Origin of the sequence: Prescottella sp. D32 (assembly GCF_037287305.1) — a bacterium.
Taxonomy (GTDB): domain Bacteria; phylum Actinomycetota; class Actinomycetes; order Mycobacteriales; family Mycobacteriaceae; genus Prescottella; species Prescottella equi.
Map to the genome: position 1 here is coordinate 245,034 of NZ_JARBSW010000001.1, position 15,510 is coordinate 260,543.

The 15,510-nt window shown below is 71.1% G+C and carries 12 protein-coding genes; 6 read left to right on the forward strand and 6 right to left on the reverse strand.

Annotation, left to right across the window (positions count from 1 at the left end; all coding sequences use genetic code 11):
* Positions 1-27: 27 nt before the first annotated feature.
* Positions 28-648 carry a helix-turn-helix domain-containing protein gene (locus tag PSS76_RS01110; protein WP_041674498.1) on the forward strand — a complete coding sequence of 207 codons (621 nt, stop codon included), beginning with the start codon at positions 28-30 and terminating at the stop codon, positions 646-648.
* Positions 649-654: 6 nt separating this feature from the next.
* On the opposite strand, the gene PSS76_RS01115 is transcribed toward PSS76_RS01110, so the two are convergent.
* From PSS76_RS01115 to PSS76_RS01135, 5 genes are all read right to left on the reverse strand, one after another.
* Entirely contained in the window at positions 655-1,422 is a 768-nt protein-coding gene (locus tag PSS76_RS01115; RefSeq protein ID WP_013417689.1) for an RsmA family anti-sigma factor, read from the reverse strand.
* Between the two features lie 64 nt (positions 1,423-1,486).
* Positions 1,487-2,068, reverse strand: a complete 582-nt coding sequence (sigM, locus tag PSS76_RS01120) for an RNA polymerase sigma factor SigM (protein ID WP_005516652.1) — start codon at positions 2,066-2,068, stop codon at positions 1,487-1,489.
* Positions 2,069-2,128: 60 nt separating this feature from the next.
* Positions 2,129-5,890, reverse strand: a complete 3,762-nt coding sequence (locus PSS76_RS01125; protein WP_084968902.1) for a lipid II flippase MurJ — start codon at positions 5,888-5,890, stop codon at positions 2,129-2,131.
* A gap of 317 nt (positions 5,891-6,207) precedes the next feature.
* The gene (locus tag PSS76_RS01130) at positions 6,208-8,685 is read right to left on the reverse strand and encodes a glycoprotein (RefSeq protein WP_084968872.1); all 2,478 of its coding nucleotides are present in this window, start codon (positions 8,683-8,685) and stop codon (positions 6,208-6,210) included.
* Complete coding sequence (locus tag PSS76_RS01135) at positions 8,682-9,245, reverse strand: NUDIX hydrolase (protein WP_005516657.1); 564 nt, start codon at positions 9,243-9,245, stop codon at positions 8,682-8,684. Before PSS76_RS01135 ends, PSS76_RS01130 begins: the two co-directional genes overlap by 4 nt.
* A gap of 125 nt (positions 9,246-9,370) precedes the next feature.
* Between PSS76_RS01135 and PSS76_RS01140 the strand changes: the two genes are divergently transcribed.
* The 5 genes from PSS76_RS01140 (at position 9,371) to PSS76_RS01160 (ending at position 13,962) form a co-directional block, all read left to right on the forward strand.
* Complete coding sequence (locus tag PSS76_RS01140) at positions 9,371-10,825, forward strand: CCA tRNA nucleotidyltransferase (RefSeq protein ID WP_005516659.1); 1,455 nt, start codon at positions 9,371-9,373, stop codon at positions 10,823-10,825.
* A gap of 62 nt (positions 10,826-10,887) precedes the next feature.
* A complete protein-coding gene (locus PSS76_RS01145) occupies positions 10,888-11,295 on the forward strand; it encodes a TOBE domain-containing protein (protein ID WP_005516663.1) in 408 nt (135 codons plus the stop codon).
* A 5-nt stretch (positions 11,296-11,300) separates the two neighbouring features.
* Positions 11,301-12,068, forward strand: a complete 768-nt coding sequence (modA, locus tag PSS76_RS01150) for a molybdate ABC transporter substrate-binding protein (RefSeq protein ID WP_013417685.1) — start codon at positions 11,301-11,303, stop codon at positions 12,066-12,068.
* The gene (locus PSS76_RS01155; RefSeq protein WP_013417684.1) at positions 12,065-12,871 is read left to right on the forward strand and encodes an ABC transporter permease; all 807 of its coding nucleotides are present in this window, start codon (positions 12,065-12,067) and stop codon (positions 12,869-12,871) included. The genes modA and PSS76_RS01155 overlap by 4 nt, the downstream gene beginning before the upstream one ends.
* A complete protein-coding gene (locus PSS76_RS01160) occupies positions 12,868-13,962 on the forward strand; it encodes a sulfate/molybdate ABC transporter ATP-binding protein (RefSeq protein ID WP_064079024.1) in 1,095 nt (364 codons plus the stop codon). The genes PSS76_RS01155 and PSS76_RS01160 overlap by 4 nt, the downstream gene beginning before the upstream one ends.
* On the opposite strand, the gene PSS76_RS01165 is transcribed toward PSS76_RS01160, so the two are convergent.
* The gene (locus tag PSS76_RS01165) at positions 13,935-15,443 is read right to left on the reverse strand and encodes a glycoside hydrolase family 183 protein (RefSeq protein ID WP_064079023.1); all 1,509 of its coding nucleotides are present in this window, start codon (positions 15,441-15,443) and stop codon (positions 13,935-13,937) included. The two genes, PSS76_RS01160 and PSS76_RS01165, sit on opposite strands and share 28 nt — an antisense overlap.
* Between the last annotated feature and the right edge of the window lie 67 nt (positions 15,444-15,510).

The following is a 15,510-nucleotide window of genomic DNA, read 5'->3' on the forward strand; positions in this document are numbered from 1 at the left end:
GCTGTCCGTGGCCGACAATTCGAGGCGATGAGTGCACACGTGAACGGCAGTTCCGTCCAGTCCGGACGGCCCCGCGACCCGAGAATCGACGCCGAGGTCCTCGCAGCGACCCGCGACATGCTCGTGGAGGTCGGCTGGGACCAGTTGAGCCTGCGTGCAATCGCGACCCGGGCGGGCGTCAGCCGGGCGGCGCTGTCGCGGCGCTGGCCGTCCAAGGCGCACCTGGTGCTGGACTCCATCCTCGGATCGACCCCCGACCTCGCGCCGTTCGAGGGCACCGACCGCGCCGGCTGGATCGACTGGGTGGTCGCCGGCAGTGCGCAGATCTTCTCGCGCCCCGACGTCCGGGCCGCCGCGCCGGGACTGCTGGCGGCCCTGCGGGATCACGACGACCTCCGAAAAGCGTTGTGGCAGGGGTTCAGTGGACCGGCGGCCGAGCTCTTCGTGGCGCACGCGGGGCCGGGTGAGTCGGAGGAGGAGCGGCGTCGGGATCTGCTCGACGCCCGAGCGGTGCTGGTGATGGCCGCGGGATCGGCCCTGTTCTCGAGCCTGATCGTCGGCGACGATGCCACGCCCGAGCTGCGAGCGCGCATCCTCGAACTGCTCGCGCCGGTCGCGGAGCGACGTCGACCCCAGTCCGAAAGATAGTTCGGCTCAGCCGATTTCGGTGCTGTCGATCAGGTCGGGGTGTGTCGCGTCGCAGCCTGTGCCGACGACCAGCGCGAGGAGGGTGGGCGGGGTGGGCCCCGCGACCAGCAACAGCACGGCGTCGGTGTCCTGGAAGCGCACGGCACGCATACCCAGGACGGGCCGGGTGGCGCCGACACCGACGGCCGACAGGCAGGCCGACCGCACCTCCGGGCGGGCGAGGGCTCCGACTCCGTCGGCGGCAGATTCCGTATCTCCGACCAGTGCGAGGAGCTGCCCGCGATCCAGCTCGCCGCTCAGTTCGACCCGGGCCGGCGCCACGTCGGGCGCAGTAGTGGTGGCCGACGCGACGGCCTCGGGCCCCGTGGAGCCGGAGCGGTCGACACCGGTGAGGGCGAAGACGACCGCCACCGCCGCAGCCATCGACGCGGCCGCGACGCCGAGCCAGGCCATTCTCCGCCGCTTCGCGGTGGCGTCGGCCAGCGGCACGACGTCGGAACGAGGTGCCGAAACATTCAGCCCCAGCGCCGAATTGATGCGCGCCGCGACGTCGTGAGGAATTGGTGTCTCGACGCTGTGATCGCGGCCGACCTCGGCGAGGCGCGCGCTGACCGCGTCGAGCGCGTCGAGCACGGCCACCGCCTCCGGGTCCTGCCGGACGAGCGGCCACAGCTTGTCGCTCACGGCGTCGGGAAGGACACCGGCGTGCAGGTCGGCGAGCAGATCGGTGGAGAACGGGGGGCCGAGAACGGCGTCGTCGTCGTGGAGCGTCATCTCACCTCCTACCCGCAGTTCCCGGGGCACGATTGTGCCTTCAATTTGTTCTGACGCGGGAGAATCAAGATCGGTTCCCTACATCGCGCAAGTATTCCAAATGAGATGCGAGCTTGGTACGGGCGCGTGCACAGCGGCTCTTGACGGTCCCCTCGGGCACGCCGAGCCGCCGGGCGGCCTCGGCCACCGAGTAACCCTCCATGTCGACCGCCACGACGGCCGCCCGCTGGTCCGGGGAGAGCCGCTGCAGGGCCTGGTCGACGAGGATCGACGTCTCGCGTTCGGAGATGCGGTCGCGGTCGTCGCCCGGATCCTCCGCGTCGTCGTTCGACAGCGACACCGTCTGCCGCACCCGGTTGCGCCGGATCCGGTCGAGACACGCGTTCACCACGATCGTGTGCAGCCAGCTGCGCACGGCCGCGTCCTCTCGGAACGAGCCCGCCGTCCGATGCGCCGACAGCAGCGCCTCCTGCAGCGCGTCCGCGGCGTCCTCGGCCGTGTAACTCGTTCTCCTCGCAACGTGCCAGAGATGGTCGTAGTGCCGATTCAGCAACTCCGCGAACGCGTCCCCATCACCCGACGCGTGCGCTGCCAAGAGTTCCGAATCCGACAGACCAGCTTTGGCGACCCCCCTGAAGATTCGCACCGGCGGATGCTAGCTGATCGGTTGCCCGACATGCCGTGCCGGATCGGGTCGGACGGTATGTCAGGACGCCGCGGTGAACGCGACCTCGGCGATGCCGGACTGGTTCTTTCCGCTCGTTGCGCTCAGATCGGTGATCCACACGAGGACGTTCTTGGTGGCCCCCTCCGCGGTGAGTGGGATTTCCGTCACACCGTCCTTCAGGGTGGCGTTCCCGATGACGCGCGTCTGGTCCAGCGACGTGTTCGGGGACGGCGCCGTGCGGATCTCCACCTGGGTGCCCGGCGTGGGCGAGGTGATCTGCATGCTGGTCAGCTTCGCCGCGTCGGGGAGCGTCACCATCAGCCCCACGCCGTTCTTGAGCGCCGGGAACGGCTGGAAGTACGCATCGGTGTTCCACACCGTCGCCGGGTTGCCGTCGATCGCCATACCGGCGTTCGCGGCATTGTCCGGGGTGCCCTGCGGCGAGAACACGGCCGCGTTCACGGGCCGGACCGTCGTGGTCGCGGACGGCGCAGCGGACGGCGACGCCTCCGACGACGGCTCGGGCGCCACGGCGGACGTCGTCAGGCCCAGGTTCTGCTTGTTGAGCGGTTCGTCGGAGTTGCCGCCCGTCAGCAGGCTCACGAGCCACCAGCCGATCAGGGCGAGCACCACCACGGTCAGCACACCGAGGGACACGAGCGCGATGAGTGTGCGGTCCGACTTCTGCTTCTCGGCGGCCGCCGTCTCGGGATCCTCCGGCAGTGCGTGCCCGGTGCTGCCGGGCGCTCGCTGGCCCAGGCGCAGTGCCGGCATCAGGTCGGTCTTCTGGTCGACGACCGTCGCCTGGTCGAGAATGTGCTGCACCGTTCCCGCCGCACGGATTCCGCTGTCGCCGCCCAGCGCGCGGGCCGCCACCGCGGAGATCTCGAACGGCACGTCCGGGCGCACCTCGCGCGGCTCGACCGGACGGCCCGACGCGTCCCGGTCCGCCGGGAGCATCGCGTCGCCGTCGTCGGACCGGTTGCCCGGGCCGTCGAGCGGCCAGCGGTCGGTGATGAGCGCGTACAGCATCGCGCCCAGTCCGCGCACGTCGGAGGCCGGGTCGGCGTCGGAGAGCGTGCCGGGGAACGCGAGCACTGCGTCGCCCGCCGCGCTGATCCGGATGCGGTCGGGGTCGTCGACGGACAGCGCGCTGCCGCCGCGGTGCGCGGCCTCGGCCGCCCCGGCGAGAGCGCGGACGGCGCGGGCGGCGCCGATCGGGGACGGCTGGGTGGACGCCATCTCCTTGAGCGAGCGACCCGGCGTCCACTCGGCGACGACGATGCCGCCCGAGGAACCTCGGACCACGTCGAGCACGCGGGCGAGGCCGGGCGAATTGATCCGTCCCAGGCGCAGCGTGCGCGACAGGATCGCCTGCGGCCCATCGGGGCCGGTAGCGGCCGGACCTTCGGCCTGTTGGTCGGCATCGACGAACGTGAGCGCCACCTCGCGGTCGAGCTTGATGTCGAGGGCCTGCCAGAACTGCAGCCCGCGGGCGCCTCCGTGCGGTGCCAGCAGTCGGTAGCGGCCGCCGGCGACCGAGGCGCCCGGCACCAGTTGGGGTCCGCGTAGCGGGCGGCGGGGCTCGGATACCGCGCCCGTGACGCGCAACGGCGGAAGCTGCGGCGAACCGATCGGGAAGACGCCGGTGTCGACGTTCAGATCCCGGGCGCGGCGACGGCGATCCGACGTCCGGTCGGCGTCCTCCGCCTGCGGGTCCGCATCCGACGCGTCGGAAGACTCTGCCGCCGAGCCGGTTTCGTTCGACGTGGTGGCGTCCGGCTGCTCGTCCGACGAATCCGTCGAAGCGCCATCGGCGTTCACCACCTTGGTGGTGCCGTCCTCGACGTCGGTGGACGTACCGTTGCGCTTGCCGGCACCGTCGTCGTCGCTCACACTCGCTCCTTCAATGAACTCGTCGGGAATGTAATCCGCGCCGACGTATGCCTCGCTGCGTCCAGCGTACGGGAGGCCATCGGGCCTATCGAGTGACCGCGGCAGGTCCCGGACAACCGGAATCAGTTCGGTATCAGCCTCGTACGGCTGCGGTGCCGCGGTGGTGTCCTCGTCCGCTCCGCCGCCGCGGCCGCGCAGCGCCGACACCTTGCGGCCCACCGCGACGGTCACGGCCATCACCTCGGGCACCTTCGCCAGCCACATCAGGACGAACGTGACGACCAGCATGATCGCGCCGGTGATCGCGACGCGGACCATCGCGCCCGGCCCGCCGAACGAGTCGGACAGTTTCTCGAGCCCGAGCAGCTTGTCGGCCGCGAACATCGCGACCGCACCGGCCGCGGACGCGAGCAGCACCAGCCACACCGTCTTGCCGACGTTCGCCATCCTCAGGTCGCCGAGGCTGCGGTGCAGCAGGAAGCCGCCGATGAACGCGCCCGCGATGAACGCGACACCGTTCGCGGCGCCGAGCAGGATCACCACCTGCTGGTTGTCCGCGGCCACCAGCGGCGTCAGCGCCGACAGCGCGATCTTCACACCGGTGATGCCGAGGATGATCCAGGTCGGGGTCCAGGCCTGCTCGCGCGCATAGAAGACGCGGAGGTGGATCAGCACCAGCGAGTACGGGATGAGCGTGAACGCCGACCAGCTGACCGCCTCGCCGAGCCGCTCGGCGTTACCGGCCCCGAAGTTGCCGTAGCCGTACAGCGCGTGGCCCACCTGGGGGCCCGCGAACGTCAGGAACGTGATGACCGGGATGAGCGCGATCATCGTCAGACGGGTGGCCACCGACAGGTCGTCGACGACGGCGGGGGTGTCGTCGGCGGCCGCGTTGCGGCTCAGCCGCGGCATGATCGCGGTGAGCACCGTGACGCCGAGGACGCCGTACGGCAGCTGCAGCAGCAGCCAGGCGTTGTTGTAGATCGCCGGGCCGGCCTCGTCGGCGTGCGCCGAGACACGGGTCGCGAAGACCATGCCCGCCTGACTGATCAGCACGTACAGCACGATCGCGACGGCCATCCCGCCGAACTGCTTGAGGCGGTCGTCGAGACCCCACAGCGGGCGCAGCGAGATGCCGTTGCGCTTGATCGCCGGGATCAGGCTGACCGCCTGCGTCACGACACCCGCGGTGACGCCCAGTCCCAGCAGCAGCAGGTGCGGGTCGCTGATCCGGACCGGGTCGAGCGAGATCTCACCCGGGATCAGCCAGTACGCGGCGAGGATGCCGAGCACCACCAGGTTGTTCAGAACCGGCGCCCACGCACCCGGTTTGAAGTCCTGGCGGGTGTTGAGGATCGCCGTGAGCAGCGCGGACAGGCCGTAGAACAGGATCGCCGGCAGCAACAGGAAACACAGCGCCGTGGTGAGGGCGGTGTTGACCTCGCCGTCGTCCGGCAGGAAGACCTGCGTCGTGAGGATCGGCGCGGCCGCGGTCGCGAACAGGGCGGCCGTCCCCAGCAGGGCCAGGGCGGCCGTGAAGAGTCTTCGGACGAACGCCGCACCCTGGTCGGGGTCCTCACGTTCGGCGCGCACCAGCACCGGCACGACGATCGCGGTGAGCACCGCGCCGAGCACCAGCTCGGAGATCATGTTCGGGATCTGGCTGGCGACCGTGAAGGCACTGGCGACCGCGGGACCGAGCGCGGTCAGCAGCAGCAGCTGCTTGAGGAACCCGGTCATGCGGCTGATCAGGGTCGCGATCGCGATCGATCCCGTGGCCGCCAGCAGGCCCTTCTGCTGCTTCTTCGCCGTCGGCTCGGACGCCTGCTCGGGTGCGTTCTCGACCGCCGGACGCGGCTGGGCCGGCCGGGGGACGGCCTGGGTCGCGGCCGTGCGCGGCGGCATCGGCTGCGGGCGGGGGCCGCCCTGGGGCTGCGGGCGTCGCATGCCCGGCGGCATCGGGCGCGGTCCGCCTGGAGGCATGGGTCGCGGGGCTCCGGGTTGACCAGGTCGCTGCGCTCCGGGGGGCACGGGACGCGGTGCGCCCGGCATCGGGCGCGGCGGCATCCGGCGTGGCGCGCCGGGCGGGACCGGGCCGTTCTGCGGCGGCGGGACCGGGCGTCGGGCGGGCTGCTCAGGGGAACGGCGATCGGGGGCGGGACCGCGGTTCCACGGTTCCGGCCGCGCCGACGACCGAGCGCCCTCGTCGCGAGAGTTCTCGGTCATGGACGTTCATACCCTTCGTCGGCTTTATCGGGCTGGCCACGGAACCGGTGCCAGAGTCGTCGCCCGGCCAGGAACAGCAGAAGTGCACCAGCGCACGCCGTAATTATCGCCAAAGCTTGACCGTACGCATTCGACCGCACCGTGACGGACGTCTGTTCGCCCAGGCTCTGGCCGCTTTCCGTGGCGAGTGAGAAGTCGACCACCATGGTGCGGGAGTCGGCGATCTCGGCGGGAACCTGCAGCGACCGGCTCCCCCGCGGCGGCAACTGCTGCGGCCCGATGTCGGTGATGTGCATCTCGGCGGGGGCGTCGACCCGCAGTTGCACGGTGATAGCGACGGGCAGTTCGTTGCGGGCCACCAGCAGCAGCGGACTCTGCTCCGATGCCAGCGTGTAGACGCCGCCCGGCGCGAGGATCGTCACCGACGCGTACATCCCGTCGATGGTGGTGGCGACCGCGTCGACCCGCTGCTGCGCAACCGTGGCGGTCGCGACGTCGGCACCGTTCTGTTCGCTGCGCCCGGCCAGCGTCATGGCACGCAGCAGGTCCTCGCGCAGCGGGGCGAGGAACCGGGTCGGCGTCAGCGCCGCCTGCGGATCGTCGACGAGGGCGTCCATCAGTTCGTCGATCCGCGGTGCCTGCGCACCCACTCCCTTCTCGACCGACTGGGGTGTCCCGTCGACGATGGCCTGCTCCGGATATGCCAGGGACGAGGGGTCCGGGGACGTCGGCGGCTGCTCGGCGACCCGCGCCAGCGGCTTGGGGGTGGCCAGACCCGAGCGCAGCAACGTCGACGCCGTCGACAGCACGGCGGCGGCCTCGTCGCCGTCCGCCGACCACAGCTGCGGCGGCACGATCAGCATCGGCCGGTCGGGCGGCTGGTTCGCTCGCCGGGCGGATCCCTCGGTGGACCCCGTCGACTGCAGAGCCGTCCACGACATCGCACCCAGCGCGTCCTGCAGGCGGGCGGTGCGCGAATCGCCGTCCACGTTGTAGCGCGCGCGGTCCGGCACGTACGACGGTGTCTGTGGGTCCGCGCCGACCGCCGCGAGGGCCGCGCCGGTGGAGACGTCGAACAGTCCGGCGGTGACGGCGTCCGCTCCCCCGCCGGCCACGACGACCTTGCTGCCCGCCGTGGCCGACGACTCGACGGCGTTGGCGGCCAGCAGCGTCGTCGTCGGTCCGATCCCGTGCAGCAGCTGCGCGGACGCGTCGTCGAGGACGCCGGAGTCGGGCCAGGTGACGTTCCGTAGCGAGGTGACGCCGAGGATCGAGTCGACGATGTCGGCGGGCGCCCGCAGCGCGCTGTCGGTGAGCGAGGTCTCGTCGACGCGGCTCAGCGCCGACAGGTCCACCTGGCCGAACGGCACCGATGTGATGCACATCGTGCGGGCGAGTTCCTTCAGTCGGTCGAGCCACGCGGCGGCGGCGGCCGATCCGGTCCCCTCGCGGGCGGGCCCGTTCGGCACGGCCGGATCGTCGACGACGAGATAGCCCTGCGTCATGTTGCTGACCGTGATCAGCAGATCCGGGTCGACGGCCAGGCACAGGCTGTCGGTGAGGCGGCGGTCCCGGTCGACGTCCGGCCCGGTCGCGTACTCGGCGGCGGCGAGGAGCTGGTCGAGGCGGCCGCCCGAGGACAGGGAGCCGGCGAGCTCGTCGTCGACGAGCCGGACCTTCTCGGTGACCGATCCCGGAACCCCGGCCGCGAGCCTGGGTCGATCTGCGAGCGGCCACAGCATCGTCAGCGCCACGGGAGCGGACGTGTCGGGCGGCACCGGCGCGGTGGGCGAGTTCTCGGTGACCTGGGGTGTGGTCTCCGGGGCGCTACCGGCGGCCCGCGGCAGCCCGAGCACCGGGAGCAGGAAACGGGCGTCGTCGAGTCGGGCCTGGCCGCCGTACTCGGGGGTGCCGTTCACGTTCACCAGGAGCGGGTAGACCCCGGGCTCGGTGACGTCGAGCGACGAGCCGGTGAGCGAGCGCAGCGGCAGGGACAGCACGAACTGCTTGCGCTCACCCTCGGCCAGTTCGGAGGCAACCTGCACGAAGGGGCCCACGACGTCGAACTCGCCCTGATCCATGTCGAGTGAGGTGCGCAGTTCCTCACTCGAATCGACGCGGGGCGCCCGCTGCAACCGCACGCCGACGTCGGTCACCGGGCGGTCGCCGATGTTCGCGACGGTGCCCGTGACGGTGACGACGGGATCGGACGTCGTGGTGACGGTCGACGGGGCGACGTCGTCGATGTGCAGTTCGAGGAACTTGGGCTGGCTGCGTGCCTTCGTGGTCTGCGTGCGGTCCGGGATCGGCGCGGCGTCGGCGCGGGCGGGCGAGCCCGCCGGCAGCGGCTGCGCGGTCGCCACACCGACTGCGGCGGTTCCGGTGACGGCGCCGATCAGTATCAGGACGAGCGCCAGCACCGTGTGGATCGCGGCACCGGGTCGTCTCCGTGCGGGACGCGATGCCAGGGTCATTCGGCGTCGGTCTCCCTCACCGGGGAGGCGCCCATCTCGGCGATGAGCTGGCCGGCGATCTCGGCGAGCTTGCGTTCGTCCGCGTAGGCGAGCCGGGAATCCAGCTCCGACAGCGGCACCCACGCGACCTCGGTGACCTCGATGTCGGCGTCGGACAGCTCACCGCCGAGGGACCGCATCAGATAGTGGTGCACGGTCTTGTGGACCCGCCGGCCCTCGGTGACGAACCAGTAGTCGATGCTGCCGAGGGAGGCGACGACGGAGCCGCGGATGCCGGTCTCCTCGGCGACCTCGCGCATCGCGGTCTGCTCGGCGGTCTCGCCCTGCTCGATGTGCCCCTTGGGCAGCGACCACAGCAGACGCCCGCGCCGGTCGGTGCGGCCGATGAGGGCGGCGCACAGTTTGTCCTCGGGCCCGCCGAGGCCGTCGACGACCAGTCCGCCGGCGGAGGTTTCGCGGACGGTCCGCAGGTGCGGGGTCTTGGATTTGACGGGATCCGCGGTCGTGCCACGACGCCGCGAGGAGCGGCGGTTGCGGTTGGCACGTTCGGCGGCGGACACCTCATCGATCGTAGTTGACCCGGCGCGACCTGCCGGACTCCCACGCCAGAGGCCGGGCCGGACCGCGCGGCGTCCTCGCCGGAGGTGCGTTCGGCGCCCCGGCGACCTCGGTAAGGTTTGCTGACGTGAATGCCCCCACCCCCGATGCCGAGCGGCGTGCCCGACTGCTGAACGGTGCGCATCGAACCCTGAGCAGTCTGTCGGACGTGCTGGACCCGCTCGGTGCGAGGTTCACCGAGGCCGGGCACGAGCTGTACCTGGTGGGTGGCAGTGTGCGCGACGCGGTTCTGGGCCGCCTGGGCACCGACCTCGACTTCACCACCGACGCGCACCCCGAGCAGGTACAGCAGATCCTGCGCGGTTGGGCCGACAACCAGTGGGACACCGGCATCGCGTTCGGCACCATCAGCGCGGCCAAGGGCGCCGACCAGATCGAGATCACGACCTACCGCACCGACACGTACGACGGGGTCACCCGTAACCCGGAGGTGCAGTACGGCACGACGCTCGACGAGGACCTGGTCCGACGCGACTTCACCGTGAACGCGATGGCGGTGCGGGTCGACGGGACCGGCACGTTCGAGTTCGTCGACCCGTTGAACGGTATGGACGCGCTCCTGGCCGGTGTCCTCGACACCCCTGCCGCCCCGGAGATCTCGTTCAACGACGATCCGCTGCGGATGCTGCGGGCGGCCCGCTTCGTCTCGCAGCTCGGCTTCACGCTCGCGCCGCGCGTGCACGAGGCGATCGTCGAGATGTCCGGGCAGATCGAGCGGATCACCGCCGAGCGGGTGCGCACCGAGCTCGACAAGCTGATCCTCGGCGAGTTCCCCATCGACGGTGTGAACGTCATGTGCGAGACGGGGCTCGCGGCCCGGGTGATCCCCGAGATCCCGCAGTTGAAGCTCGAGATCGACGAGCACCACCAGCACAAGGACGTGTACTGGCATTCGCTGACGGTGCTCAAGCAGGCCATCGACCTCGAGGACGGTGACCCGGACCTGGTGCTGCGCTGGGCGGCGTTGCTGCACGACATCGGGAAGCCGGACACCAAGCGCAACGAGCCGGGCGGTGGCGTCAGCTTCCACCACCACGAGGTGGTCGGCGCGAAGATGGTGCGCAAGCGGATGCGGGCGCTCAAGTACTCCAAGCAGATGGTCGACGAGGTGGGCCAGCTGGTGTTCCTGCACCTGCGTTTCCACGGCTACGGCGAGGGCCAGTGGACCGATTCGGCGGTCCGCCGGTACGTCACCGACGCCGGCGACCTGCTTCCCCGCCTGCACAAGCTGGTCCGCGCGGACTGCACCACCCGCAACAAGCGGCGCGCGGCGAAGCTGCAGGCCACGTACGACGACCTGGAGCGACGGATCGCGCGGATCGCCGAGCAGGAGGATCTGGCGCGGGTGCGTCCGGACCTCGACGGCAACGCGATCATGGAGCTGCTCGGCATCCCGGCCGGTCCGCAGGTGGGCAAGGCGTGGAAGTTCCTCAAGGAGCTGCGTCTGGACCGCGGTCCCCTCGAGCGCGACGAGGCCGAGGCCGAACTGCTGAAGTGGTGGGCGGACCAGCCGAAGGGCTGACCGTTCGCATCTGCGGAACGAAATCTTTGAGACCCCCGCAGATGCGGATCTAGACTCCTGTCATGCCTGACATCCGGATACGTGACGCGGCCCAGCTACTCGGTGTCAGCGACGACACCGTCCGACGGTGGATCGACGCGGGAACGATCGCCTCGCACAAGGACGACGCCGGCCGCATGGTCGTCGACGGCCGGCAGCTCGCCGAGTTCGCGAGGGCCAACGCGGCGCCGGCGCCGGAGGATCCGCTCGGTGTGGGCAGTTCGGCGCGGAACCGTTTCACCGGCCTGGTGACCCGGGTAGTGGCCGACGGAGTGATGGCGCAGGTGGAGATGCAGTGCGGGCCGTTCTCCGTGGTCTCGCTGATGAGCGCCGAGTCGGCGACCGAGCTGAAGCTCGAACCCGGCAGCATCGCGGTCGCCGTCGTGAAGGCCACCACGGTGATCGTCGAGACGCCGGCGGTGTCGGCGTGAGGCGCGTGCGGGCGGCCGCGGCGGCCGGAGTGCTGGCGCTGACCGTGCTGCTCACGGGCTGCAGCGGTACCGCCGATTCGGGGACGGAGTCCGATTCCGGTGCCACGATCACGGTGTTCGCCGCGGCGTCGCTGAAGTCGACGTTCACCGAGTTGGGCCGGCTGTTCGAGGCCGAGCACCCGGACACCCGGGTGGTGTTCGACTTCGCGGGCTCGTCGGACCTGTTCACCCGCATCGACCAGGGCGCACCGGCCGACGTGTTCGCGTCCGCGGACACCGCGAACATGACGAAGGCCGTCCGGGCCGGGTTGACCGCGTCGGATCCGGTGAACTTCGCGACCAACACCCTGACGATCGTGGTGCCGCCCGGGAACCCGGGCGGTGTCACGTCGTTCGCCGACCTGGCCCGACCGGGCCTGGACGTCGTGGTGTGCGCGCCGCAGGTGCCGTGCGGCAACGCGACCCAGCGCATCGAGGACCTGACGGGGGTGCGGTTGTCCCCGGTCAGCGAGGAGTCGTCGGTGACCGACGTGCTCGGCAAGGTCGTGACCGGGCAGGCCGACGCCGGACTCGTGTACGTCACCGACGCCGCCGGAGCGGGCGACAAGGTCGAGTCCGTCCCCTTCCCGGAGTCCGCGCGAATCGTGAACACGTATCCGATCGCCGTGCTGCAGAAGTCCGGCGATCCCTACGCTGCAGGTGAGTTCGCGGCCTTCGTGATCGGACCCGACGGTCGGAATGTGCTGTCGGCGGCGGGATTCGGCGCACCGTGACCGTCGCGGCGCGGGTACGGGTCCCGGCCGGGTTGCCGGTATGGATCTACGTGCCCGCGGCCGCCGGCGGCCTGCTGGTGGTGCTGCCGCTCGTCGCGATGCTGGTGGGCGTGGACTGGGCGAACTTCCTGAGTCTGGTCACCTCCGAGTCGTCGGTGGACGCCCTGCTGCTGAGCTTGAAGACGGCGTCGATCAGCACGGTGCTGTGCCTGTTGCTCGGCGTGCCGATGGCGCTGGTGTCGGCACGGTGCGAGTTCCCCGGGTTGGCGGCGCTGCGCGCACTCGTGTTGCTGCCCTTGGTGCTTCCGCCGGTCGTGGGCGGGCTCGCGTTGCTCTACACCTTCGGCAGGCACGGCCTGATCGGGCGGCACCTCGAGGTGGCCGGCATTCAGATCGCGTTCTCGACCACCGCGGTGGTGCTGGCCCAGACGTTCGTGGCGCTGCCGTTCCTGGTGATCAGCCTCGAGGGTGCGCTGCGCACCGCGGGCCGCCGCTACGAGGCCGTCGCCGCCACTCTCGGCGCCCGCCCCACGACGGTGCTGCGCCGCGTCACGATCCCGCTGGTGCTGCCCGGACTGATCTCGGGTGCGGTCCTCTCGTTCGCCCGCGCTCTCGGCGAGTTCGGCGCCACCCTGACATTCGCCGGGAGCCTGCAGGGTGTGACGCGGACGCTGCCGCTGGAGATCTACCTGCAGCGGGAGACCGACCCGGAGGCGGCGGTGGCGCTGTCGCTGGTGCTGGTGGTGGTGGCGGTCGTGATCGTGCTGGGCACGCGGACCCGCCGCATGGTGGGGGCGCTGTGAGCGGCCTGCAGTTGCGGGCCCGGGTGGCGGCTCGCGGCGTGGATGTCGCGCTCGAGGTGGCGCCCGGCGAGGTGGTCGCGCTCCTCGGGCCCAACGGCGCCGGCAAGTCGACACTCCTCGACGTCGCCGCGGGGCTGCTGCGCCCCGATGAGGGCCGCGTCGTGCTCGACGATCGGGTGCTCACCGACCTCTCGAAAGGCGTTGTGGTTCCGTCACATCAGCGCTCCGTCGCGATGCTCGCGCAGGAGGCGCTGCTGTTCCCGCACCTGACCGTGCGCGAGAACGTCGCGTTCGCGCCGCGTAGTGCCGGCGCCGGCCGCCGGGAGGCGTACGCCGTCGCGGACCGGTGGCTCGGCGAGGTGGACGCGACCGAACTCGCCGGCCGGCGGCCCCGGCAACTGTCGGGCGGGCAGGCGCAACGGGTCGCGATCGCGCGGGCGCTCGCGGCCGGACCGCGGTTGCTCCTGCTCGACGAGCCGATGGCGGCTCTCGATGTCGGTGTGGGGCCCGCCGTGCGGGCGCTGCTGCGGCGGGTCCTGCGCACCGGCGACCGCACCGCGATCGTGGTCACCCACGATGTGCTGGACGCTCTTTCGCTCGCCGACCGGGTTGTCGTGCTGGACGCCGGCCGGATCGTCGAGGAGGGGCCGGTGGAGCAGGTCCTGGCCCGCCCGCGCAGCGCGTTCGCGGCCCGGATCGCGGGTATCAACCTGATGGCGGGCAAGGTGCGTGACGGGTTCCTCGACACCGTCGCCGGAGCCGTGTACGGGATCGCGGAGGAAGGCTGCACGGACGGCGAATCCGCGGTCGCGGTGTTCAGCCCCACTGCCGTGGCGGTACACCGCGTACACCCGGAAGGCAGCCCGCGCAACGTCTTCCGGGTGCGAATCGCGGAGATCGAGGGTCTCGGACGGCACGGTCACGCGATCCGGGTCCGCGCCGTCGATCATTCCGACGGCACCGCCGGACCGGTCGCCGACGTCACCGCCGCTGCTGTCGCCCAGCTCGACCTGGCCCCCGGGGACGACGTGTGGTTCGCCGTCAAGGCCACCGAGGTCGCGGTCTACCCGACTTCGGCCCGCATGAGATAGACGTTGTAGCTGTCCCACTCGGACATGGTGAAGTACAGCGCGTCCGGAGTGGACCAGGGATGCATGAAACCCCCGTACAACCCGGGGTACTCGGCGGCGTCCGCGAGCGTGGCACCGTCGGACCAGACGCCCTGGGGACTGGCCGAGCGGCGCAGGACGATCCGGCCGGCCGCCGGATCGAGATAGCTCATGAGCCAGTGCTTCTCGGTGGCGTCGTAGCGCACGGACAACTCGCTCGCCGCACCGGCGACGAGCGGTGTCGCGAGGTGTTCGATCACCGGCACCCAGGACCCGGACACCCAGTACTGGTAGGCGCTCGGGTTGAGCAGCTTGTCGACCGGGACCCGCGCGAGGCCGACGGCGCCCATGCGCCCGTTGGGGGTACCGAACATGTACACGTGGTCGCCCTGCGGGACCATCGCTGTCACCTGGAAGCGTCCGATTCCGAAGATGTTGTCCCACTTGGCATGCTGATCCTCGGTCCAGGTGCGTCCGCCGTCGTCGGAGTAGGCGATGCCACCGTAGTTCGTGTACCACATGCCGGGGACGACGCTCCACCGTCGCACCGACATGTAGGAGAGGTACTGACGGTCGCCGATCGCGAAACCGGACGTCGGGATCGTGGTGGTCTCCCAATTGGGAATGTGTCGGGAGGCGATGATCTCGGCGGCATGACAGCGGCGGTCCTGCACCATCGAGTCGATCGTGAGGCCGTCGGCGAGGTCCGTGTCGGTGCTGTGCCCGAGCACGTTGCTGCGCCAGTCCTGCCCGTTCGCACCCGGCGGGGCCCAGTCGAGCCCGAAGGTGTCGCCGAAGACGACGGAGACCTCGCCGGGACGGCTCTCCCAGGTGATACCGAGGTCGGTGCCGCTCACCTGCCAGCGTTTGTCGGTGCGGTTCTCGGAGCCGGGGCCCGTCACCTGCGAGACCAGTTCGACGTTGCGCACGTGCGGGGCGCCGATCGGTGCGGTGGGCGGTCCGGGCTCGATGGTGCCGACGTCGAGCGGCGGTGCCGGCTGCGGTTCGGGCCCCGGGTCGTCGCCCGGTATCGGGATCGGAATCGTCTCCGGTCTGGGCTGGATCTCGATCCGCGGCAACGAGAACGAACCGGACCCGGAGCCCGATCCGGGTGATGGCCCGGCATCGGGTGGGGGCGTCTGGTCGACGGGATCGGCGAGATCCGGGCACGGATCGGTGCACGGGTCGGCGGGCAGTGGGTCCTGCGGTACCCGCGTCTGATCGGGAACAGGGTCGGGCAGCGGCACCGGGACCAGTCGGGGGTACGGCAGCGGCACGTCGACGAAGGGCGGATCCGTCGGCGCCGGCTGCGGGTCGCGCGCGGACGGGTCGAAGCCCTGCTCGCCGCACGCGTTCGTGAAGGCCGCCGGGCCGGGAGTCTGGGCTGCGGCGGGTGCCGAGGCGAGCGCCAGTCCGGTGGCGGTGGCGGCGAGTAGCGACGTCAGAGTCCGTGGCACGACCATCAGTTCCGTCCGGCAGCGGTGTGCGCCGAACCTAACATCGGCGGGTCCCTCACCCGCGGCGCAACGA